This window comes from Brevibacterium sp. Z349TD_9 (assembly GCF_056173565.1).
In genome coordinates this window covers 3,309,336-3,331,623 of sequence record NZ_CM149680.1, presented here as the reverse complement: position 1 = coordinate 3,331,623, position 22,288 = coordinate 3,309,336, and the positions used below count along the sequence as shown (strand labels likewise).

The 22,288-nt window shown below is 66.2% G+C and carries 19 protein-coding genes and 1 tRNA gene; 8 read left to right on the top strand and 12 right to left on the bottom strand.

The genetic code is table 11. From position 1 onward, the window contains the following. Window positions 1-12: 12 nt before the first annotated feature. Together AC0VYB_RS15465 and AC0VYB_RS15460 are read right to left on the bottom strand one after the other, a co-directional pair. Entirely contained in the window at window positions 13-1,059 is a 1,047-nt protein-coding gene (locus AC0VYB_RS15465) for a S66 family peptidase (protein WP_475384809.1), read from the bottom strand. Window positions 1,060-1,131: 72 nt separating this feature from the next. After that, the gene (locus AC0VYB_RS15460; RefSeq protein WP_259824144.1) at window positions 1,132-2,433 is read right to left on the bottom strand and encodes an MFS transporter; all 1,302 of its coding nucleotides are present in this window, start codon (window positions 2,431-2,433) and stop codon (window positions 1,132-1,134) included. Window positions 2,434-2,681: 248 nt separating this feature from the next. On the opposite strand from AC0VYB_RS15460, the gene AC0VYB_RS15455 reads away from it, so the two are divergent. The 4 genes from AC0VYB_RS15455 to AC0VYB_RS15440 all read left to right on the top strand — a co-directional run bounded on the left by AC0VYB_RS15455 (window position 2,682) and on the right by AC0VYB_RS15440 (window position 6,676). Beyond that, window positions 2,682-3,533, top strand: a complete 852-nt coding sequence (locus AC0VYB_RS15455) for a methylenetetrahydrofolate reductase (protein WP_475384808.1) — start codon at window positions 2,682-2,684, stop codon at window positions 3,531-3,533. Between the two features lie 2 nt (window positions 3,534-3,535). Beyond that, window positions 3,536-4,411, top strand: a complete 876-nt coding sequence (gene purU / locus AC0VYB_RS15450; RefSeq protein ID WP_475384807.1) for a formyltetrahydrofolate deformylase — start codon at window positions 3,536-3,538, stop codon at window positions 4,409-4,411. Window positions 4,412-4,515: 104 nt separating this feature from the next. Then, window positions 4,516-5,919, top strand: coding sequence for a vanillate/3-O-methylgallate O-demethylase (ligM, locus tag AC0VYB_RS15445; protein WP_095376323.1), 1,404 nt, complete (start codon window positions 4,516-4,518; stop codon window positions 5,917-5,919). A gap of 139 nt (window positions 5,920-6,058) precedes the next feature. Further along, a complete protein-coding gene (locus tag AC0VYB_RS15440) occupies window positions 6,059-6,676 on the top strand; it encodes a PadR family transcriptional regulator (protein WP_144588985.1) in 618 nt (205 codons plus the stop codon). Here the strand turns inward: AC0VYB_RS15440 and AC0VYB_RS15435 are convergent. The 6 genes from AC0VYB_RS15435 to AC0VYB_RS15410 all read right to left on the bottom strand — a co-directional run bounded on the left by AC0VYB_RS15435 (window position 6,669) and on the right by AC0VYB_RS15410 (window position 14,471). After that, window positions 6,669-7,556 (bottom strand): amidohydrolase family protein, encoded by an 888-nt coding sequence (locus tag AC0VYB_RS15435; protein WP_144588987.1) that lies wholly within the window; start codon window positions 7,554-7,556, stop codon window positions 6,669-6,671. The genes AC0VYB_RS15440 and AC0VYB_RS15435 overlap by 8 nt on opposite strands. Window positions 7,557-7,641: 85 nt before the next feature. After that, window positions 7,642-8,628, bottom strand: a complete 987-nt coding sequence (locus AC0VYB_RS15430; protein WP_475384806.1) for a 3-hydroxyacyl-CoA dehydrogenase NAD-binding domain-containing protein — start codon at window positions 8,626-8,628, stop codon at window positions 7,642-7,644. Next, window positions 8,625-10,661 (bottom strand): acetoacetate--CoA ligase, encoded by a 2,037-nt coding sequence (locus tag AC0VYB_RS15425; RefSeq protein WP_475384805.1) that lies wholly within the window; start codon window positions 10,659-10,661, stop codon window positions 8,625-8,627. Before AC0VYB_RS15425 ends, AC0VYB_RS15430 begins: the two co-directional genes overlap by 4 nt. Before the next feature lie 11 nt (window positions 10,662-10,672). Next, the gene (locus tag AC0VYB_RS15420) at window positions 10,673-11,485 is read right to left on the bottom strand and encodes a crotonase/enoyl-CoA hydratase family protein (protein WP_391533915.1); all 813 of its coding nucleotides are present in this window, start codon (window positions 11,483-11,485) and stop codon (window positions 10,673-10,675) included. Then, window positions 11,482-13,047, bottom strand: a complete 1,566-nt coding sequence (locus AC0VYB_RS15415) for an acyl-CoA synthetase (protein ID WP_475384804.1) — start codon at window positions 13,045-13,047, stop codon at window positions 11,482-11,484. Before AC0VYB_RS15415 ends, AC0VYB_RS15420 begins: the two co-directional genes overlap by 4 nt. Continuing rightward, window positions 13,044-14,471 carry an MFS transporter gene (locus tag AC0VYB_RS15410; protein WP_475384803.1) on the bottom strand — a complete coding sequence of 476 codons (1,428 nt, stop codon included), beginning with the start codon at window positions 14,469-14,471 and terminating at the stop codon, window positions 13,044-13,046. Before AC0VYB_RS15410 ends, AC0VYB_RS15415 begins: the two co-directional genes overlap by 4 nt. A 183-nt stretch (window positions 14,472-14,654) precedes the next feature. Between AC0VYB_RS15410 and AC0VYB_RS15405 the strand changes: the two genes are divergently transcribed. Together AC0VYB_RS15405 and AC0VYB_RS15400 are read left to right on the top strand one after the other, a co-directional pair. After that, window positions 14,655-15,452 (top strand): PaaX family transcriptional regulator, encoded by a 798-nt coding sequence (locus AC0VYB_RS15405; protein ID WP_144588992.1) that lies wholly within the window; start codon window positions 14,655-14,657, stop codon window positions 15,450-15,452. Between the two features lie 146 nt (window positions 15,453-15,598). Continuing rightward, entirely contained in the window at window positions 15,599-16,657 is a 1,059-nt protein-coding gene (locus AC0VYB_RS15400) for a GmrSD restriction endonuclease domain-containing protein (RefSeq protein WP_095376315.1), read from the top strand. 524 nt (window positions 16,658-17,181) lie between these two features. Here AC0VYB_RS15400 and AC0VYB_RS15395 read toward each other — a convergent pair. From AC0VYB_RS15395 to AC0VYB_RS15380, 4 genes are all read right to left on the bottom strand, one after another. Then, the gene (locus AC0VYB_RS15395) at window positions 17,182-18,216 is read right to left on the bottom strand and encodes an IS30 family transposase (protein ID WP_009381402.1); all 1,035 of its coding nucleotides are present in this window, start codon (window positions 18,214-18,216) and stop codon (window positions 17,182-17,184) included. A 480-nt stretch (window positions 18,217-18,696) separates the two neighbouring features. Then, window positions 18,697-18,873 (bottom strand): hypothetical protein, encoded by a 177-nt coding sequence (locus AC0VYB_RS15390; protein ID WP_176472479.1) that lies wholly within the window; start codon window positions 18,871-18,873, stop codon window positions 18,697-18,699. A 307-nt stretch (window positions 18,874-19,180) separates the two neighbouring features. Next, window positions 19,181-19,256 (bottom strand) — tRNA-Lys (locus tag AC0VYB_RS15385). 189 nt (window positions 19,257-19,445) lie between these two features. Further along, window positions 19,446-20,381 (bottom strand): hypothetical protein, encoded by a 936-nt coding sequence (locus AC0VYB_RS15380; RefSeq protein WP_223289909.1) that lies wholly within the window; start codon window positions 20,379-20,381, stop codon window positions 19,446-19,448. 263 nt (window positions 20,382-20,644) lie between these two features. On the opposite strand from AC0VYB_RS15380, the gene AC0VYB_RS15375 reads away from it, so the two are divergent. Together AC0VYB_RS15375 and AC0VYB_RS15370 are read left to right on the top strand one after the other, a co-directional pair. Continuing rightward, the gene (locus AC0VYB_RS15375; RefSeq protein ID WP_095376199.1) at window positions 20,645-21,694 is read left to right on the top strand and encodes a DctP family TRAP transporter solute-binding subunit; all 1,050 of its coding nucleotides are present in this window, start codon (window positions 20,645-20,647) and stop codon (window positions 21,692-21,694) included. Further along, a complete protein-coding gene (locus tag AC0VYB_RS15370; protein WP_095376200.1) occupies window positions 21,694-22,287 on the top strand; it encodes a TRAP transporter small permease in 594 nt (197 codons plus the stop codon). Before AC0VYB_RS15375 ends, AC0VYB_RS15370 begins: the two co-directional genes overlap by 1 nt. Window position 22,288: the final 1 nt, after the last annotated feature.

Below are 22,288 nucleotides of genomic sequence, written 5' to 3'. Positions count from 1 at the left end.
CCGGCAGGGGCCTCAGGAATAGTCCGCGAACACGGTGCGATTTTTCCCATCGAGTGTCACCGTGCCTCCGTGAGGGACGATCCACTGGGGTCGGGTGTGCCCGAAGGGCACTCCGACGCAGACGACTGCCTCCGGATTGTAGCGAGAGATCTGTTCGATCACCGTGTCGCGCTGCTCCTCGCGCAGGCGGGCCCGCTCGTCCTCCGGGGGTACGGGCTGGCCGCCCCGGCTCACCGGTGGGCGGGCGACCAGCACCCCGGCGACTGCAGCGAGCACACCGCGCTCACCGAGTCCGCGAATCAATCGACTCACCGCCAGTGCGGAGGGCAGTTCTTCGCTCGTCTCGAGGAGGAGGATTCCGCCTTCGAGGTCGGCGGTGTCGGGCATCCGCCCGGCCATGGCGATCTGGTCGATGGCCTCGATGCATCCGCCCCAGGTCGTGCCTTCGACGATTCGGCTCGGGCCCGCCCACGTCCACGATTCTGTCGCCTCGCGATCGCCGAATGCCTCGAGAGCACGAGGCTCGTCCCAGGACACACCGTAATCCTCTGACTCGCCTGGGTCTGTCAGTTCGATCCTGCCGCTCTCTAGGAGAGCTGCTCGCAGAGACTGCAGGTGGATGTCGTCGATGCGCGGACCTGGCCCGAGGTGCACCTGTGTCGAACCGCCGTAGAAGCTCGGTACCCCGAGTCCCCAGAGGAAGTTGTGCAGGTTCGTGTTGTCGCTGTAGCCCAGGAACGGCTTGGGATTGCCGGCGATGATTGCGGCGTCGAGATGCGGGATGACCGTCACCTGATCGTCGCCGCCGATGGTCGCCAGCACGCCGCGGATGCTCGGATCGGCGAAAGCCGCATTGACGTCGCGAGCACGCGCTTCGGCACTCGCTCCGAGCTGTCGGGTGGTCGGATACTCGACGGGGACGAGCCCGGTCGCGTCCGCCAGGCGTCGCATCGCCTGCTCGTGCACTGCTTCGAAGACCGCAGGCGCAGCGAATGCGGGTGAGAGGACCGCGACGCGGTCTCCCGGACGGGGTTTGGGCGGCGGTGAGAAGGTGCGCATGCACTGATTAGATCAACGACCGCGGCCCGGCGGCAATTGCGCTTTCGTGGCCCGGAGGCGAAAAGGACCGCCCTACACGCCGACTCCGGCGCGCACTGGTCGGCGGTTCGCCTCGACATCGACCCCGCGCATGCCGAGGAGCACGACGGCGGCGAGGAGGATGATCGCCCCGACGAGGACGTAGATCGCCTGCGGACTCCACCCATTGTCGAGGAGCGCACCGGTGGCGGTCGGCGCGATGATTGCCCCGAACCGCCCGATGCCGATGCCCCAGCCCGATCCGGTCGAGCGCAGCGTCGAGGAGTACGACTGCGGAGTGAGCACATAGAGGCCCGCGATGCAGCCGTTGATGAACATGCCGACGAGCACACCGACGACGAGCACGAGCGCGATCCACTGAGCGGTGAAGATGAAGATCGCCATGAGGATCGCGGCGACCACGGAGAACGCGGTGAGCACTTCCCGAGTCGACCAGCGGCCGGTGAAGAGCCCGAAGGTCACCGACCCGATCGCCCCACCGAGGGTGAGCGCGACGGTGACGATGAGCGACATCGTGTCGTCGAGGCCGGTTTCGTTCATCAGCCTCGGTGTCCACGAGTTCACGAAGTAGAAGCCGAACATGATGATGAAGAATGTCGCCCACACGACGACCGTCACCCGTCGGTTGCGCCTGCTGAACAGCGCGGGGATCCCGGTGTCGGCCTTCGCGGACGCGGGCACCGGCGCAATGACGACTGGCCCCGGGTGCCCGAGACGCCGGGCGATGGCGTCGAGGCGACGCTGCGCATTCGCCGGCTGTCGATTGTAGAGATACGCCGCCGATTCGGGGACGAGCGCGAGGACGAGGATGATGGCGACGATCGTCAGCGCACCGCCGAAGACGAAGACCGAGCGCCAGCCGAAGCTGCTGATGAGCGACACCATGATCATTCCGCCGAAGGCCGCACCCACCCCGTAGCCTGCGGTATAGATGCTGATGACGAGGCCACGCCGCTTGAGCGAGGCGTATTCGGCGCAGATGACGTTGGTCCCCACGAGGATCCCGCCGATGCCGAGCCCCGTGACGACTCTCCAGATGCCGAGCTCCGTCGCCGAGTTGGCAGTGGCTGAGAGGAAGAGCCCTGCGCAGTTGACGACGAGGGCGATGAGCGTCATGTTCCGTCGCCCGATGCGGTCGGCCACCGGACCGAGAATGAGCGCGCCGATGGCCATACCGAGCAGAGCCGCACTCATGACCAGCCCCAGCGCCGTGCCGGAGAGCCCGAATTCCTCACTCACCTGGTTCGAGGAGAAGGCGATCGCGAGGACGTCATAGCCGTCGAGGGCGTTGAGGAACGTGCAGATGGCGACGATCAGCCACTGGTAGGGCGACATGCGGGACGTGTCGATGCGTTCACGTAGATCCACGGTGGTCTCCGAATTCTGCGAGCAAGTGCTCTCGCGTCGTTGCGAAATAGCTATATAGATAGGCAAATTGCAGTGGGGTGAACACTACCAAGCGCGTCATTCTTGGGCAATAGATCTGCAAAGATCGCACAATCTCAAATACCTATGGACATAGGCAAAAATCTCTGCTTTCGTTGGAGGTGAGCCCACAGCAGTGTTCATGGAAGGAACCGCAGATGGTCGAGTCAACGGCAGTCCGCCTCCTCGAGGACTTCTCTCTCGAGATGACGGGCAAGGACGTCGCGAATCTTCAGGAGGCAGCCTCGGCGATCGCTCCGGGCACGCGGATCAACGTCACCTACCTCGGCAACGAGGACCTGCCGATGCGGGTGGCCGCGGCGAAGGCCGTCGGCGAGCTCGGCTTCACCCCGGTTCCCCACATCTCCGCCCGCCGTGTCACCTCGGAACAGGCGCTGCGCGACTTCCTCGCCGCCCTCGCCGAGGTGAATGCCACCGAACGCGTCTTCGTCGTCGGCGGCGATCCCGCGACACCCGAAGGGCCCTACCCGGACTCGCTCTCGATCATCCGCACCGGCATCCTCCAGGAGTACGGGGTCCGCGAGGTCAGCGTCGCCGGCTACCCCGAAGGCCACCCCGACATCGACACCGCGACCCTGTGGGAGCATCTGCGAGCGAAGACCGCCTCGCTGACCGAGCAGGGCCTCGGGCAGGTCGTCATCAGTCAGTTCGCCTTCGATGCCGAACGCGTCAGCGAATGGGTCGCCGAGGTCCGCGATGCCGGTGTCACCGGCGACATCCGTGTGGGCACCCCGGGACCGGCCGGCGTCAAGCGGCTCATCGGCTACGCGAAGCGCTTCGGCGTCGGCACGAGCGCCGGCATCATCAAGAAGTACGGCTTCTCCTTGGCCAACCTCGTCGGCACCGCCGGACCCGACCGCTTCATCACCGAACTCGCCGCGGACACGCAGGTCGGAAGAGACGGCAGGGGCGTGAAGACCCACTTCTACACCTTCGGCGGGCTGAGCGCGACCGCCGAGTGGATCCGCGACTTCTCCCGGGGAGCGTGAGGATGAACGCTCTGGCCGAGAGCCGCCGCGACTTCGCGACGCTCATCGTCACCTGCCCCGATCAGCCGGGACTCGTCTCGCTCATCACCGCGCTCATCGCCCGCAACGGCGGCAACATCGTCTCCCTCGATCAGTACACGACCGACCCTGAGGGCGGCGACTTCTTCCAGCGCGTCGTCTTCCACAGGGAGGGACTCTCCGCCGCTCGCCCGGCGATCGAGGAGGACCTCGCTGCCACCCTCGGCCCGCACGGTGTCAGCTGGCGCCTCGTCGAGGGCTCCGAGCTCAAACGCATGGCGATCCTCGCTTCGAAGTCCGATCACTGCCTTCTCGACCTCCTGTGGCGGCACCAGCGCGGGGAGCTGCCGGTGACGATCCCGCTCGTCATCTCCAACCACACCGACCTCGCCGAGGATGTCTGCCGGTTCGGGATCCCCTACTTCCACGTTCCCTCGCAGGGACCGGACAAGTCCGCCGCCGAGGCGCGGATCCGCGAGCTCCTCGACGGCAACGTCGACCTCGTCGTCCTCGCCCGGTACATGCAGATTCTCTCCGAGGACTTCATCGAGGACGTCGGGGTGCCGATCATCAACATCCACCATTCGTTCCTGCCGGCGTTCATCGGCGCCGGTCCCTACCGCAAGGCCAAGGAGAGGGGAGTCAAACTCATCGGCGCGACCGCTCACTACGTGACGAAGGACCTCGACGAAGGACCGATCATCGAACAGGACGTCACCCGCGTCACCCACACGATGACCGCCGCCGACATGCAGGCCAAAGGCGCCTACGTCGAACGCGAGGTCCTCTCCCGGGCCGTGCGCCTCCACACCGAGGACCGCGTCATCCGCCACGGCAATCAGACGATCGTCTTCACCTGATCATCCCTCGCAGAACCCGACCATCCCCAGCCTGACCCCGCATCCGGTTCCCGCCGGAGACAGCGAAACCACCCACCGGAAGAGAACAGAGAGGTTTGACCACCATGACCGAGAACCTGCAGCAGATCATCGACCGGACCAATCCCGTCGAGCTCCTGCGCAACTCCCAGATCGGCTCCTACATCTACCCTGTCGTCCCCGCCGACTTCACGAACTGGATCAAGGAGCAGCAGGCATGGCGGGACACCGCCGTGCTTTACGACCAGTCGCACCACATGGACAACGTGTTCTTGAGCGGGTCCGACGCCATCAGGCTGATCTCGGACACGGCGATCAACTCGGTCGCGAACTTCGCGGTGAACAAGGCGAAGCAGTACGTGCCGACGACCGCCTCGGGGCACGTCATCGGCGACGGCATCCTCTTCCGCGAAGCCGACGAGGAGTACGTCTACGTCGGTCGCGCCCCGGCGTCGAACTGGCTGCTCTACCACGCCGAGTCCGGCGACTACCCCAACCTCGACATCGAGGTCGATCGCCGTTCCCCGTCGCGGCCCTACGGCCACGCGGTCTCCCGCCGCTACTACCGGTTCCAGATCCAGGGCCCGAACGCGTGGTCGATCATCGAGAAGCTGGGCGGCGGACCGCTCGAGAAGCTTGGGTTCTTCAACATGTCGACGATGACGATCGCCGGCAAGCAGGTGCGCACCCTCCGCCACGGTATGGCCGGGGCACCGGGCCTGGAGATCTGGGGCCCGTATGAGGACCACGACCAGATCCGCGACGCCATCGTCGAGGCGGGCGCCGAGTTCGGACTCCTGCCCGTCGGGTCTCGGGCCTACCCCTCGAACACCCTCGAATCCGGATGGATCCCCTCCCCGCTGCCGGCGATCTACACCGGCGAGGCCGAGCGGGGCTTCCGCGAATGGCTCGGAGCCGACTCCTACGAAGCGACCGGAACCCTCGCCGGATCGTTCGTCTCGGAGAACATCGAGGACTACTACCTCACCCCGTGGGAGCTCGGCTACGGCAGCTTCGTGAAGTTCGACCACGACTTCATCGGCCGAGACGCCCTGGAGAAGATGGACCCGGCCGCTCAGAGGCGCAAGGTCACCCTCGCCTGGAACGCGGAGGACCTCGGCAAGGTGTGGACCTCGCTGCTCAACGTCGATGGGCCGCACTACAAGTTCTTCGACCTGCCGCTGGCGAATTACGGTTCGGCGAACTACGACTCCGTCGTCGACGCCGACGGCAACGTCGTCGGATTCTCGATGTTCACCGGGTACTCGGCGAACGAGAGTCGCGGCCTCTCCCTGGCCACCGTCAACCCCGATGTGCCCGAAGGTGCCGAGCTCACCGTCGTCTGGGGCGAACCCGACGGAGGCACGAAGAAGGCCTCGGTCGAACCGCACGAGCAGACCGAGGTCCGGGCCGTCGTCAGCCCCGTGCCGTACTCGACCGTCGCCCGCGAGACCTACCGCGGCGGATGGCGCACCGGACAGAAGAGCTGAGACCCCGGCGCACCGGCACCCTCGTAGCCGGTCGCAGCTATAGTCTGGAAGGGCTCGGGCACACCGCCCGGGCCCTTCCGTCATGCTCGCCCGGTCATCGGCAGTCGGCGGAAGCCGAACCACAGAACAGGAACCACCCATGAGCCTGCGAAGCGCGATCCTCGCCGTGCTGCGCATCGGTCCGACCTCGGGCTACGAACTGCAGAAGCTCTTCTCCCAGTCCGTCGGCTACGTCTGGCACGCCCCCGACTCCCAGATCTACCCTGAGCTGCGGAAGATGGCCGACCGGGGGCTCATCGTCGCCGAGGAGCAGACCCGCGGGACTGCGGGCACCCGCAAGGTCTACCACGTCACCGACTCCGGTGATGAGGAATTCGTCGACTGGATGAACAGCCCGCTGAAGTACCAGCGGATCCGGGATGCGGCCCACCTGCGGGCCGCATACCTGGAGTCCGCCGACGCCGAGGCGGTCGAGGAGTTCCTCACCAGCCACATCGAGCACTGGCAGAAGGAGCTCGACACCTGGGAGGGCGAGATCGCGAAGATCGACTCCCTCACCTCCCCGATGCTCAACCGTCGTCTCGAGGTCACGGCCGACGAGAAGCGGGAGGCGACGATCGCCTTCAAACGCTACTCGTACGAGGGGCTCGCCGCGCGCGCCCGCGGGGAGATCCGCTGGGCCAGGGAAGGCCTCGCTCTGGCCAAACGGCTGGGAATCACCGACACCGACGACGAGGCGCAGACCCCGTCTACCTGAGGCCGAGCACCCTGATCGCGTTGTCCTTGAGGATGAGCGGAACGGCGTCGGGCTTGACGTCGAGGGCTGCGAAGTCGCTCATCCACCGCTCGGGGGTGATGAGCGGGAAGTCGGAGCCGAAGAGGGTCTTGTCCTTGAGGATCGACCCGATCGCGCGGACCAGCTGCGGCGGGAAGTACTTCGGCGACCACCCGGAGAGGTCGATGAAGACGTTCGCCTTGTGCGTGGCGATCGAGATCGACGCGTCGACCCACGGCACCGAGGGGTGGGCGAGGATCATCGTCAGCTCGGGGAAGTCGGCGGCGACGTCGTCGAGGAGCATCGGGTCCGAGTACCGCAGCCTGATGCCCCGCCCCCCGGGCAGGCCCGCTCCGATCCCGGTCTGTCCGGTGTGGAAGAGCGTGACGAGTCCGTGTTCGGCGCAGGCCTCCCACAGCGGGTAGTGCTCGCGGTCGCTCGGGTCGAAGCCCTGCAGGCTCGGGTGGAACTTCATCCCGCGGACCCCGTAGTCGACGGCGAGCTCGCGGATGCGGGCGAGCGCCTCGGCGGGGCGGAGGGGATCGACCGATCCGAAGGGGATGAGGACATCGTTGTTCCTGGCAGCCTCCTCGGCGATCATCTGACTCGAGACCGGGGGATGCCCGCCGAGCGCCGTCGTCGCGTCGATGGTGAAGACCACCGCAGCCATGTTCCGCTCCCGGTAGTAGGCGGCGAGATCGGCGACGGTGGGGGTGCGGGGGACCGGCGCCCGGAAGTACTCCGCCGAGGCGTCGAGGAGTTCGGCATCGAGCGTCGTGTGCTCGTGGTCGTCGGCTTCGACGTGGGTGTGCACGTCGAGGGCGGTGAGCGCGGCCGTGTCGATCGCGGGTTCGTATCTCATCGCTGTCCTTGTCTCTCGGCTGTCGTATGAGGTCTCTCGGGAGATGTGGGGGCTGCTGTCGTCATGGCTGCCGGGGCGGGGGCGGTCACGGCAGCGATTCGTAGCGCTGGCGGAGAGCAAGGATCTCCCCGATCATCGCATCGCGGTCTCGGGCCATCGCCTCGGTGTCGCGCCCGGCCAGTTCCTCATCGACTCCGGCGATGAGCTTGTCCTTGAGCTCCTCGCCGAGGTGGACCTGCCGCAGATCGTGCATCCACACCTCCTGCGGCGGCCCGAGATGGTCGAGCAGGTGGCGCATCCCGCCGGGCCCGCCCGAGAGGTGCTGGATCGCAAGCGGGCCGAGGATCGCCCAGCGCAGTCCGGGGCCGTACGAGATCGCCGTGTCGATGTCGGACACGGACACGACGCCGCGTTCGACGAGCGAGTACGCCTCCTGCCACAGGGCTGCCTGGAGGCGGTTGACGACGTGACCGGGCAGTTCGGCGCGCACGAGGATCGGCTTCTTCCCGATCGACCGGTAGACCTCGAGTGCTCGCTGCCCTATCTCTGCAGGGGCTTCCGGGTGTGCGACGACCTCGACCAAGGGGATGAGGTGGGCCGGGTTGAACGGGTGACCGACGACGATCCGCTCGGGTGCGGTCGTCGCCTGTGCTGCGATCTCCGTGGGGGCGAACCCGGAGGTCGAGGAGGCGATGAGCGCCGAGGCGGGAGTCGCGGCATCGATCTGGGCGAGCAGGTCCTGTTTGATCTCGAGGCGCTCGGGTCCGTTCTCCTGGACGAAGTCGGCTCCGGCCACCGCCTCGGCGAGCGAAGGGGCGTACCGCAGCCGCTCGAGTGCCTCAGCGAGAGTGTCTCCGTCCGGTGGAGCTGCGGTGTCGTCGGGGACTGAGCCGTCGGCAGGCGGCCCACCGGCGGTCGCCGCCCCAGCGGACAGGGCCGCTGTCACCCGGTCCCGCAGCCGCGCCTCGGCGTCGGGGGCCGGATCGAACGCGGTGACCTCGTGTCCGGCGGCGAGGAACCCTGCCGCCCATGCCGCTCCGATGACTCCGGTGCCGATGATCGCGACTCTCATGCCGAGACTCCTTCCGAACGGGCCTGTGCCCGGGTGCGGGCGTACTCGACGTACTCCTCGAGGGAGCGCGGGTCCTGGAGGGAGCCTGCGCTCGCCACGGACTCCGCTGCCGCGCCCTGGACGATGCGCTTGACCGGGACCTCGAGCTTCTTGCCCGTCCGACCGAGCGGGATGCGGCTGACCGCGACGATCTCGTCGGGGATGTGCCGCGGAGAGAGCCGGGACTTCAGCTCCGTGCGGATCCGGGCGGCCGCCTCGGCGGTGAGGACGATACCGTCCTCTGTCTGGATGAAGAGGACGAGCTCGCCCATCCCGCCGTCGGGGTCCTCGAGGTGGATGACAAGGGAGTCGCGGACACCAGGGGTGGTGTCGAGGACGGAGTAGAAGTCCGCGGTGCCCAACCGCACCCCGCCCCGGTTGAGGGTCGCGTCCGAACGCCCGGTGACGACGACGCCCCCGCCGGAGGAGAACAGCACCCAGTCGCCGTGGCGCCACACTCCGGGGAACGTGTCGAAGTACGCCTGACGGCAGCGTTCGTCGCCGCCTTCGCCCCAGAAGGTCACGGGCATCGACGGCACCGGCTCGGTGATGACGAGTTCCCCGAGCTCATCGCGGACGTCGTTGCCGTCGGCGTCGAAGGCGGTGGCGGCGAAGCCGAGCGAGGTGTCCGACATCATTCCGGCGTAGACGGGGGTGAGTGGGGAGGCCTGGAGGATGCCGGTGCACACATCGGTGCCGCCGGACCCGACGTTGAGGAGGACGCCCGGCCCGAACTGCTCCTGGATCCATTCGTAGCCCTCGGCCGGCAGCGGGGCACCGGCGACCCCGAACTGCTCGACAGCGGAGAGGTCGAACTCCTTGGTCGGGGAGAAGCCCTCCCTCCGGGCGGCCATGATCGCCCCGGGTGCCATCCCCATGAGCGTGGCCTTCGTCCGTGCCGCGATCCGCCACAGCTCCTTCGAATCCGGGAAGTTCGGGTTGCCGTCGATCATGACGATCGCAGACCCGACGACGAGCCCGCCCACGAGCGCATTCCACATCATCCACGCCGTCGTCGAGAACCAGCAGAACGTGCTCCCGGGGCCGAGGTCGAAGTGAAGGCCGTGGTTCTTGAGGGTCTCGAGGAGGATCCCGCCGTGGGAATGGACGATCGCCTTCGGCTTGCCCGTCGTGCCGGAGGAGAAGAGGATGACGAGCGGATGGTCGAAGGGAACCGGGTCGAACTCGAGCTCCGCCGAGGCGGAACCGAGCCCACGGTAGTCGACGACGTCGACCGGCCGGTCGGGGGCCGCGGCGACACGATCGGCGGCGATGAGCTCGCGGGCCGCATCGTCGACGGCGAAGTCGCCGTAGTCGACCGTGACGACGTGGGTGAGAGTGGGCAGTGCCGCGGCGATCTCGGCCACTTCGGCCCTCCGGTCGATCGGCTTCGCCCCGAACCGGTACCCGGGGATCGCGAGGAGCACGGTGGGTTCGATCTGGGCGAAGCGGTCGATGACGGACTGGGTGCCGAACTCCGGGGCGCAGCTCGCCCAGATCGCCCCGATGCTCGCGGTCGCGAGGAAGGCGACGAGGGCTTCGGGCTGGTTCGGCAGGTACCCGACGACCCGGTCGCCGGGACCCACGCCCATCTCAAGGAGGCCGGAACGGACTCGGGCCACTTCGGCGCGCAGCTGTGCGAAGGTGAACGTGACCTCCTCCCGGGTCTGGGACACCGCGGTGACGGCGATGTCGCCTGCCTGCTCAGGGGTGCCGAGGGAGTGCTCGGCGTAGTTGAGGGTGGCGCCGGGGAACCACTGCGCGTGCGGCATGATCCGCTCGCGAAGCACCGTGTCGTACGGGCTGTGGGAGATCACCCCGAAGTAGTCCCAGACGGTCTCCCAGAAGTCCTCGATGTCGGTGACCGACCACGCATGGAGATCGTCCCAGCCGGTGAACGCGCTGCCGCGCCGTTGCCCGGCGAAGCGGAGGAAGTCGCCGATCCGGCTGGTCTCGGTCGCGTCGGCGGGGGTCTCGCGGATGATTCGCGTCATCGTCTGCCCTCTCACTTTCTCACTTTGGGGCCGGTGCCATCGAGGAAGTCGCGCATGAGGGCCTTCGCCTCGGTGCTCGACTGGGCGACGGCGGCCATGAGGGACTCCATCATGTAGCCCTCGTCGCGGCCGGATTCGACGATGCGCGGCAGGGCCTGGGTGATCGCGTAGTTCGTCACCTTGGAGTTCGAGGCGATCGCGGCGGCGAGCTCACGGGCCTTCGCCGCCCCCGCGCCTGCGGGGACCCGGTAGTTGACGAGGCCGATCGTCTCGGCTTCGACGGCGTCGAAGGACCGACCGGTGAGCATCATGTCCTGGACCCGGGTGAGCCCGATGAGGCGGGGGACCCGCACCGAGGCGCCTCCGCCGACGAAGAGGCCTCGCTTGCCTTCGGGCAGGGCGAAGTACGCGGAGTCCTCGGCAACGCGCAGGTGCGCGGCGCTCGCGAGTTCGAGGCCGCCGCCGATGACCGCGCCCTGGACGACGGCGACGACGGGGATCGCGGATTCGGCGATCGCGTTCATCGTCGCATGCCAGCGGCGGGAGTGGTGGAGGCCGGAGACCGCGTCGCGGTCGGTCATCTCAGACAGGTCGAGGCCTGCGCAGAAGTGCTCGCCGGCGGCAGTGAGGACGACCGCGCGGATGCCCTCGGGAGGATCGGTGAAGAACTCGCCGAGGCGGGCGATCGTCGCATCGTCAAGGGCATTGCGTTTCGCGGCGCGATCGAGGGTGAGGATGCCGATCGCGCCGTCGCACTCGAAGGTCAGCGTCTCGCCGAGGTCGAGGGGCGAGGTGGGAGTGGGGAGGGCGGTCTCAGAGGTCATGGTGCGTCCTTGGTCGGTGCAGGGGTGGTTCGGCCTGTGGTGGTTTCGGTGGTGGCCGAGTGGGCGCCGAGCGGGCCGGTGCGGCGCAGGGTCCCCTTGTGGACCTTGCCCGAACCGGTGCGCGGGAGGGAGTCGACGATGTCGAAGTACTTCGGGACCTTGTACTTCGCGAGGCGGGCGAGCAGGAATTCGCGCAGCTCCTCCGGATCCGGGGTCTGCGCCTCGGCGGCGACGATGAAGGCGTGACCGACTTCGCCCCAGCGGTCGTCGTCGGCGGCGACGATCGCCGTCTCGGCGACGGCGGGGTGTTCGAAGAGGACGGACTCCACCTCGGCGGGGTAGACGTTCTCACCGCCGGAGATGAACATGTCCTTGAGCCGGTCGACGATGAAGAGGAACCCGTCCGAATCGAGGTAGCCGATGTCGCCGGTGTGGAACCAGCCGCCGGGGGAGAACGCGGCCTTGGTGGCGGCGGGGTTGTCCCAGTAGCCGGTCATGACGTTGGGACCTCGGACGACGATCTCCCCGGTCTGCCCGGCCTCGCAAGGATTGCCCGACAGGTCGCGGACGGCCACCTCCGTGAAGGGGACCGCACGCCCGGCCGACCCGGGTTTGGCCAGGGCGAAGGAGCCCGGGAGGAAGGTCGCCCCTGGTGAGGTCTCGGTGAGTCCGTACCCCTGGCAGAAGAGGATGTCCCTGTCCTGGAAGGCGTGGATGAGGGCGACGGGGATGGGGGCGCCGCCGGAGTTGACGAACCGCAGCGATGTCAGGTCGGTCGTCTCCCACCTCGGCGAGTGGAGCAGGTCGGCGAACATCGTCGTCACCCCTGCCATCCACGTCAGGCCCTCATCGTCGATCGCGTCGAAGGCCCGGTCAGGATCCCACTTCGCCTCGAGGAGGATCCGAGCCCCGCGCAGGTAGCTTGTGAGCACCTGCTGGTTGAGGCCGATGACGTGGAAGAGCGGTGCGGCGACGAGTGTGGCGTCTGAGGCGGTGAGGTCGGTGTTGAGGAGGAGGTTGAAGGAGTTCCACAGCAGATTCGCATGCGTGAGGACCGCGCCCTTCGGCCGCCCGGTCGTCCCGGAGGTGAAGAGGAGGAGGGCGGGGTCGCTGCCGTCGACCTCGGCGGCGGGGATGATCGGTCCCCTCGCCGAGGCGGGGGCCGGGTCCCAGCGCACCGCCTCGGTGGGGACGTCGACCGTGAGCGCTGTCGCGGTGTCGGTGAGCTCGGGGGCGACGAGCAGGAGGGAGACGTCGGCGTTCGTCAGCTGAAAGTCGAGCTCGGCCGGGGCCAGGCGCCAGTTGAGCGGGATGAAGATCGCGCCGAGGCGCAGGCACGCGAGCAGTGTGACGACCAAGGCTGGGTGGTTGGGTCCGAGGTAGGCGACCCGGTCGCCTCGGCGGATGCCTGCTGCATGGAGTTCGGTGGCGGCAATGAGCGCGCGCTCATGCATGTCCGCGTAGGAGTGGTCGATGCCGGCGAAGCGAATCGCGGTCGTCTCGCCGTAGTCGGTGGCCTGGCGTTCGGAGAGTTTCGCGAGGCTGGGGTGGACGACGGTCACGGCTTCTGTCCTTCCGGGGTGCGCGCGGACGGGTCGGCGGGCGTCGACTGAGGTGGGACTGTCGGGGCTGCCGGGGCGGTCGGTGCAGCCTGCGCGGTGGACGCCGTCGGATCAGCGGGATTCGCCGGGGCGGTGTCTGCGACGACGGCGTCGGCGGCGACCTGCTCGGAGAGGACCCGGGACTTCGTCTCGCCGAGGCGGAGGATGCAGAGGATGCTGACGACGGCCACGGCGGCGATGACGAGGGAGAGCGGCAGGGTCGTCGAGCCGCCGTTGGCGTTCATGATGGCGGCGAAGAGGACGGGGGAGATGCCCGCGCCGAGGCCGGCGAACTGGTAGCCGAGCGAGGCACCGGTGTAGCGGTGCTCGGTGTCGAAGAGCTCGGTGTAGAAGCCGGCCAGGGGACCGTAGATCATCGGGTGGATGACGCCTTGGCCGATGATCATGCCGATGGTGATGAGGACGCCGTTCTTCGTGTCGATGAGCGGGAAGAGCGCGAAGCTCCAGGCGGCGATGAGGATGGCGCCGGAGATGACGAGCGGGCGGCGGCCCACGGCGTCGGAGAGCCTCGACCAGAGGATGATGCCGAAGATCGCGAAGAAGGAGGAGAAGGTCAGGGCGTTGAGGATGGTCTGCTGGTCGACGCCGATCTGGACGCCGTAGGCCACGGAGTACGTGGTGAGCAGGCCCTGGAACATGAACGCGGAGAGGCCCACCCCGATCGAGAGGAGGAGGGTGACCGGCTGCTTGCGCAGGGTCGCGAGGATCGGGATCGATGTGGGGCGTGTGCGTTCCTTGGCACGGAGGAATTCGGGGGATTCGTCGACGGCGGCGCGGACGACGACGCCGACGACGAGGAGGATGATCGAGGCGAGGAACGGCAGGCGCCAGCCCCAGGCGACGAACTGATCGACGCCCATGACCGAGAGGGTGCCGGCGACGACGGCGGCCGAGACGAGTTGTCCGCTGGGGGCACCGGCGCTGGTGAAGCTCGCCCAGAAGCCGCGGTTGGTCGTCGAGTGCTCGGCGGACATGAGGGTCGCCCCGCCCCATTCGCCGCCGATGGCGATGCCCTGGACGACGCGGATGAGGATGAGCAGGAGCGGGGCGACGATGCCGGCCTGGTCGTAGGTGGGCAGGACGCCGATCAGGGTCGAGGCGATGCCGATGGTGAACATGCTGATGACGAGCATGCGTTTGCGGCCGAGCTTGTCGCCGAAGTGGCCGAAGACGATGCCGCCGAGCGGGCGCGCCAGGTAGCCGGTGGCGAACGTCGCGAGGCTCGCGAGCGTGCCGACGAGCGGCGGGAGGTTGGAGAAGAAGACGTCTTTGAAGACGAGGGCGGCGCAGACGGAGTAGAGGAAGAAGTCGTAGTACTCGATGACGCTGCCGAGGTACGCGGACGCTGCGGCCCTCTTGAGCATAGTGGGCGATTTTCTCGAAGCCATGGGATCCTCGCTGATTCTGTGGCTGAAAAGGCGGCAATCCTATGACGTCGCCGGCCTCTTGTGAATACTATGCATTCGGTTGGCGACACTGCAATAGTTTGCAGAATATAGTTTCGTGTCAAGGGAGGAAGGGGTCCGTCGAGGCGATAGTGTGGCGGCATGTCCGTTCATCCGCAGTCGCTCTTCCTCGCGCTCGCCGGTCTGCACATGACCGATGATCCAACGCCCCTGAGCGGGACGTCGATCGTCTTCGTCATGGGGGAGTTGGGCGTCGGCGAAGCGGCCGCACGGTCGGTTCTCCAGCGCAATGCGGCGAAGGGGTTCATCGTTCGGCGCAAGGACGGGCGGAAGACGTTCTACACCGTGAGTGAGCCGGCTCGGGAGATCCTCCTCGGCGGAGGGCGGAAGATGTTCGTCGGTGAGCGGCCGCGGGACTGGGACGGGCGGTGGACGCTCGTGCGCATTCAGGTGCCTGAGTCGAAGCGGGCCCTGCGGCACAGGCTCTCCTCCCGGCTGTCGTGGGCGGGGTTCGGTCGCATCGACGGCGGCACCTGGGTGGCTCCGGCCAAGGTCGATGTCGAGGACATCCTCGGCGAGGAGGCGTGTGAGGTCGCGCCGGTCGTCGTCTATGGGGAGCTGCAGCCGCCGACGACAGATGCGATGCTCGTCGACGCGTTCGACCTCGACGAGCTGGCGGTGGCCTATGAGGCGTTCGGGAAGAAGTGGCGGGCGTGCGCGGTCTCAGGGCTGTCACCGACCGAGGCGCTCGTGCGCAGGGTGGAGCTCCACTTCGACTGGCTGACGCTCACCCGCACTGATCCGCAGCTGCCCCCGGAGCTCTTGCCCGACGATTGGCCGGGTTTCGCCCAGTGGCAGCTCTTCCGAGAGCTCAACGAACGCTTGGGTGAGATCGAGGAGCCGGCGCTCGACCGGTTCTTCGCCGGCGGGCTGGGGTAGCGGCCCGGACCCGGGCGACGTGGTCGTCGTGAGGGTCGGATAGCATTCCTGAGGCGGTGCGGCTCTACACCTGCAGTGGAGCGGGGGCGCCGATCAAGTCGTCCACGGGCCATGGACGACGTAACACTCTTCGAATGGAATCAAGCATGCCCGAAAAGCTCTCCACCGGCGCGAAGGTCGGTCTCGGCTGCGGCGGAGGCGGCTGCCTCACGATCGCCGTCATCGTCATCGCCGCGTTCATCTCAGTCATTGTCGGAGGTGCGCCGGACGAGACTGCAGCAGAGACCGTCTCTGGAGGGCAGGCGACGACGGCACCTGCGAGCCCGGAGTCAACGCCGACGACCGCGGTGCCGACGCCGACGAAGACGGCTGACCCAGGCACGGCCCTGGCCATGCTGGCCGACCTTGAGACGAAAGGCCGGGCACCGAAGACCGGGTACGACGCGGATCTGTTCCGGTGGAGAGCGGACGTCGACCGCAACGGATGCGACACGAGGAATGATGTGCTCAGGCGCGACCTCACGGACATCACACTCAAGCTCGGGTCGAACGGGTGCGCAGTGATCGCGGGGCGGCTCGCTGACCCGTATCTCGGTGAGACCTATGCCTTCGATCGGGACCCGAACAACATCGACATCGATCACGTGGTGGCTCGTTCGAATGCGTGGCAGACGGGAGCGCAGGGCCTCGATGAGACTGAGCTTGAGGAGTTCGGCAACGATCCGCTCAATCTCCTTGCGGTGAGCTCGACGCTCAATCGTCAGAAGGGGGACGGAGATGCGGCGACGTGGCTGCCTCCGCAGAAGAGCTTTCGCTGTGAGTACGTCTCACGACAGATTGCGGTCAAGCACAAGTACGGTCTGTGGGTGGTCAGAGCTGAACGGGACGCGATGACGAGCGTGCTCGAGTCATGCGAGGACGAGCCGGCGTTCACCGAGGATGTGTCGTGGCCCGCTGCAGGCGACGGTGACAACGTCAAGGTCGAATCGACCCCGACGAAGACGAAGAAGCCTGTCGAGAAGCCGGCACCCGCACCGGAGAAGCCAGCAGACGAACCGGAACCGAAACGCGATTCGTTCAGTGGATCTGTGTACTACAAGAACTGCACGGCGGCGCGAGCTGCCGGCGCTGCGCCGGTCCGAGTCGGGGATCCCGGCTATGGTCGCCACCTCGACCGTGACGGCGAAGGCGTCGGGTGTGAATGATTGTTCGCGACTCTCGTAAGAAGGTGACCATTTTATGGAGAACCGGAAGTTCAACCTTCACTCATCATACTTCTGCGACGGCCTTCTTGATTGAAAATATGCATGACCAGCCTTTTGCCGTACATGAAAGCGCTTGATTCACGAGAGTGAAATGGCAAAGCCTGATTGAATTACAGTTCGGTTAACCGCCTGATGTTTCGATCGGGTTCGGGTCCGCCTTCGACCGTGAAACCGCGACTGCGGAGCACTTCAGCGGCCACGTGTAAATTGTCCGTGACTGCCGTGCGCAACTGACGTTCACGCCATCGGGTTCTACCGTTGTTTAGAACCTGCTCCCATCCCACCTTGGTGTCAACGCCCAGCTCGTAGATCATGAACTGTATAACGTCCTCTAGGCATGGTCTAAATCTCGGACCTCCAAGTGGATAGTGGAGTTCTGAGTCGCTCAGAGTTTTTCCCTTGGTCAGTTGCTTATGTCTTGCCTTGGCCTTGTGATACTTTCCACCTTTGAGTAGGGGGCGATGTCAAGGCGTCGAAGCAACATGGGGCTCGCCGGCGAGCAGTCGAGCGAATGCCTCGGTGGGCGTGAGATAGCCCAGTCGGCGGCGGGGTCGATTGTTGATCTCCTCGGCGATGGTGGTGAGGTAGGGCTGGTGATCGGGGATCACCGTGCCCTTGGGCAGATACTCCCGGTAGAGCCGGTTCGTGTTCTCGTTGCTGGGCCTCTGCCAGGGCGAGTGGGGATCGGCGAAGTAGACCGGCATCGCCGTGGCCAGGGAGACCTTCGCGTGCTGGGCCATCTCGCTGCCCTGGTCCCACGCCAACGATGCCTTCATCATCTCGGGCAGGTCGTTGAAAAACTCGATGACCGCGTCAGCGGTTGGCTCGGCGTGTTTCGAGGGCAGGGCCAGCAGCCCGGTGAACCCGCTCATCCGCTCCACCAGCGTCGCCGCGCACGAGGTGCCGTTCTTCCCGATGATCAGGTCACCCTCCCAGTGCCCCGGCACCCGACGCTGGGCGGCGTCCTCACCTCGCTCCGCGATCGGGACCATACCTACGATTGGGCCACCGCGCGTCCGCCCGGTCGTACGTGGTCGGCGCTTGGTCCGCTTGGACTGCAGGAAGATGCCCTTGCGGGCGAGCTCACCCTTCGGGATTGCGTAGATGTACTGGTAGATAGCCTCACCGGAGACGGTTCGGCCGCGTGCGTCAGGAGAGTTCGCCATGCGTTCAACGGTCGGGTCTGTCGCCTCCAGACGCAACCGGCCCGCTATCTCGTTCGGCGTCCAGGACGCGGCCAGGTCGGCGTCCACCCTCGCCTGCAGCACCGGATCCCCCGCGACCTTCCGCTGCTGCGGGCGAGCTCGCCGACGCTGCGCTCTGACGTCTGCGGTCACGGCCTGGTAGCCGCGGGTCTTCGTCGAGTTCCGGTGAAGCTCCCGCGAGATCACCGACGGGCAACGCCCCAGGTGACGGGCGATCCTCCGCACCGACCAGCCCGCTTTCGAGGCCGCCGAGATCTCCGACCTGTCGCTGAACGACAACCCCACCCGCGCCATCTGCACACTCCACCGATCAGACCCCCGCCGACCGGGAGTGTTGCTTCGACGCTATGACACCACCGGGCGGCTCGCAGGTCTTCGCGATTGTGATGGATATTTAAATGCGCGCCCGCGTTCTTGCCTCTAGGCTCCCGGTAATAGTCGTAGTGGAATAATGGTTCATTTGACCCCTCAATGAACACGCCAAACGTCGAAGTGCTTACGGCGATGAACTCTCGCGTGCCGTTCCAGATTAGAAGATAGGTGGCTTCAAGTCTGTAGGTTGGTATGCCATCCACCCTCAAGGAAACTGCAAGCTGATGGCCTGTTCGGAACCCACTGCTTGATTCTGCGGCGTTTCTTTTCGATGGAGATACATACGAATCGTTTACCACAAGATCGCAATTGAGAGATTTCTTAATTGTCGAAACTATCTCATCGAGGAAGACGTTTACCGCTTGATCTAGAGTCCGAAATTCGTCGTCGGGAGGGTCAAAGTCAGTCGCCACTCAGACTCGCTAAAATGTGATACTCCCGGTAGAGAACTCGCTGGCCGGCATCGAGCTTGTAGTTTCCAGCGTTTTCCTCGAGCTCTTCAGGCGTCATGTGTAGCTCTTCCAGGATCGCAGCCTTCCGGGACGCGAGCTCCCCCTCGTTTTCATACATGACAGTCATGACTGTGTCTCCCTCCTTGCGAAGCATTATTTTATCAACCTACTCCTGAACTTACTTGAAGAAGTTTGCCGTACGGCACTGACATCACGAAGCACTTGAGGTTCGCGGACCGCTCGGCATCGCCCTGCGGATTGCAGACCTGAGGACAGTAATGCTTCGGGTGGGTGAGAAGGGTGGTGAGCGTTTCCTCGGGTTTGTCCCGGGCGTCGCTTATGCTGTCATGATCTATCGCGCCAGCGGTCGCCAGAGAGAGAATGGGACGACTTGCGCCCCACCAGAGTTTTCCCTGGTGAGGCGCTTGTTTCAATGGTGGGCCCCGTGGGGATCGAACCCACGACCCGCGGATTAAAAGTCCGCTGCTCTACCAACTGAGCTAGAGGCCCGGTCCCGACAGATCGGCATGGGCAAGCGCCCAGAAGAGGCTGTCGGAGACTCCCCAATACTAGGTCCAGAACGGGGCTTCACTCAAACCCGAGAGGGTGCCCTGCGACCAAATCCGAGAGGGCGCCCCGCGACATCCGCGGGGCGCCCTCTCGACGCGTCATCGGCGACGATGTGTCGCCGTCGTCATCTCAGCGGCCGATCTCCCGCGACCGCTTCGACGAGTCCGTCACGGCCGAGTCCGCGTCGTACTTCGTGGCGTCCTTCTCGACTCCCCCGTCGACGACTTCGCTGTCGACGGAGTCCTTGCCCTTCTTGCCAAGCCCGGTGAGGCTCTTGAGCGTTCCGAGCAGCTTGTTGTCGCTCTTCTCAGCGACGAACTGAGGATCGGTCTCGAGCGGGAACACCGTCGGCGCGGCGCCGAAGGCGGTCTTCGACTCGTCGGCGACCTTCTTCGCCATCTTCGCGTTGACGACACCGCCGATGACCGCGCCGATGCCGAACGGCAGCAGACGACCGAAGAGGGAACCGCCGGCGCGCGCGGCGAACTTGCGGATGAAGGTCTTCCGCAGCTTCCGCAGAAGCATGTCGACGACCGGTGCCGGCAGCTGCTTCGTCAGCGTCGCACCCCAATCGCCGAGGAGGGCGTCGGCTCCCACCTGCTGCTTGCCGAAGCGCTGGACGAGGTTCTTCCCGTCCTTGCCGAGCATGAGCCCGAGGACCAGCGCATTCGCGCGAGCCGGATCGTTGACCGGCAGACCGTGGATCTCCGAGATCGACTGGGCGAAGAGCGCCGTCACCTCGAGGAATCCCGCGGTCTCCGCCGTTGCGAAGCCGAGCGCTGCCATGGTGCCGAGCCCGGGCACTGCCGCGGTCGCACCGACGGCCGCGCCGCCGGTCGTGGTGAGGGCACGGTAGTGCTTGCGGATGATTTCCACGAGCTCCTCGGGCGTCGCATCCGGATTCCGCCTGCGCAGCGAGCGCACGTACGCGAGAGCCACCGGCCGCTGCACCGACAGCAGCTTCGAGAGCACGGACTCGGTACGCGGATTGAGGGTTCCGTCCTCATTGACGGCGAGCTTCGCCGCTCTGTCGAGACCCTTCTGCACCATGGTTTGCTTCGCCACGGGAATTCCTCCTCGTTCACTGTCTTCACAGGGCCGATCGTCGGCCCAGATCCGGGTTCATTTTAGTAGGGCGCGCTGTGATTTTCGTAGGAGCAGCCGAGCATTCGCTGACCGATTCTCGAGACCTGCGAGTTGTGCAGGTCACATTCAACCTATACGATTTCTCCAAAAGCTATACATTCATGCACCTGGGTGCTCCACCCATCAGCTTGTCACACCGTCGTGACGTCCCACATCGAGGTGGGACGGCTTGAGGAGAGTCCATGAAGAAGCGCTTGATCACGATGATCACCGCCGGGGCATCCGCGCTCGTGCTCACCGGCTGCGCGATGTTCCAGCCCGTCGACGTCGATCGCGCCGCCGTCGAGGAGGTCGATCCCGACGCGACGACGATCCGCATCGGCAACGTCTACGAAGCCAGCCACCCCGTCAACTCGTGCGGCCTCGAACCGATGAAGGAGGAGCTCGCCGGCAAGGGCTTCAACGTCCTCGTCTACCCGGCAGCGCAGATCGGCAGCGAAGCCGAGATGGTCGAACAGGTCGCCACCGGCGCCCTCGACTTCGTCAACAGCGGCCCGTCCTTCCTCGGGGCCTGGCATCCCGAGGCCGCCGTCCTCGACGGAGCCTACCTCGCCGAGGACGCCGCCGAACTCCAAGCCGCGACGACCGGCGAGATCATGTCCGGAGTCTTCGACGACATGGCCGCCGAGACCGACCTCCGGGTCGTGAGCAACTTCTACTACGGTGCCCGCCAGGTCACCGCGAACAAGCCGGTCCGCACCCCGGATGACCTCAGGGGCCTGAAGATCCGCACCCCCGACGCACCCCTCTACCTCACGACGCTTTCCATCATGGGGGCCACGGCCACCCCGATGGCTCTGAGCGAGGTCTACTTGGGCCTCCAGCAGAACACGATCGACGCCCAGGAGAACCCGATCCCGACGATCGCCTCGGCGAAGTTCTACGAGGTCCAGGACTATATCAGCATCACCGAGCACATCGTCCAGGGCGTCTACCTCGTCGGCAACGAACGGCTCCTCGAATCGATGGACTCGAGCAAGCGCGACACCCTCCTCGCCGCGATCGACGACGCCCGCGTTCGCGTCGAGGAGTGCACCCTCAAGCAGGAGAAGGAGATTCTCGCCGACTGGAAGGAGACCGGGGAGATCAACGTCGTCGAGGACGTCGACATCCAGGCCTTCCGCGACCTCGTCGCCGAGGAGCTGCCCAAGCGCGTCACCTGGGGTGACACGTACCTGGCGGTGAAGAAGTCCCTCGAAGACGCTCGCTCGGACGCGGGGGAGGAGAACTGATGAACCCCGACACTCCCGGCAGCGACACCATCGCCGACGCCGAGGCGACGCTCGCCTTCGACAAGGACTCCTTCGAACGGCGAAGCGCCCTCTATCGTTGGGCGATCAGCCTCGAGCGCGCGATCGGCATCCTCCTCATGGTCGGCGTCTTCGCCCTCGTCCTCCTCCAAGTCATCACCCGCTACGTCTTCGACAGCCCCCTGTCGTGGACCGAGGAGGTCGCCCGCCTCACCCTCGTGTGGCTGACGTTCCTCGCCGCCGCCTACGTCACCTCCCGCCGCTCCCACATCACAGTCGACCTCATCGCCACGGTCGTCCCCCGGAGAGTCGCCCGGGCCATCGGCACCTTCGCCCGCCTCGTCGTCCTCGCGGTCTCGGCGTTCATGGCCGTCGCCGGAATCATGATGGTCGACATCGTCGCAGCGATCGCCATGCCGGCCTCCGGACTGCCGACCGCCCTGCTCTACCTCGCCGCGACGATCGGCTTCATCCTCATCTTCATCCACACGATCATCGAGTTCGTCATGGTCGCCAAGCACCCCGACGAGAACCCCGACACCGTTGACACCGCAGCTCATATGGAAGGCCTCTGAC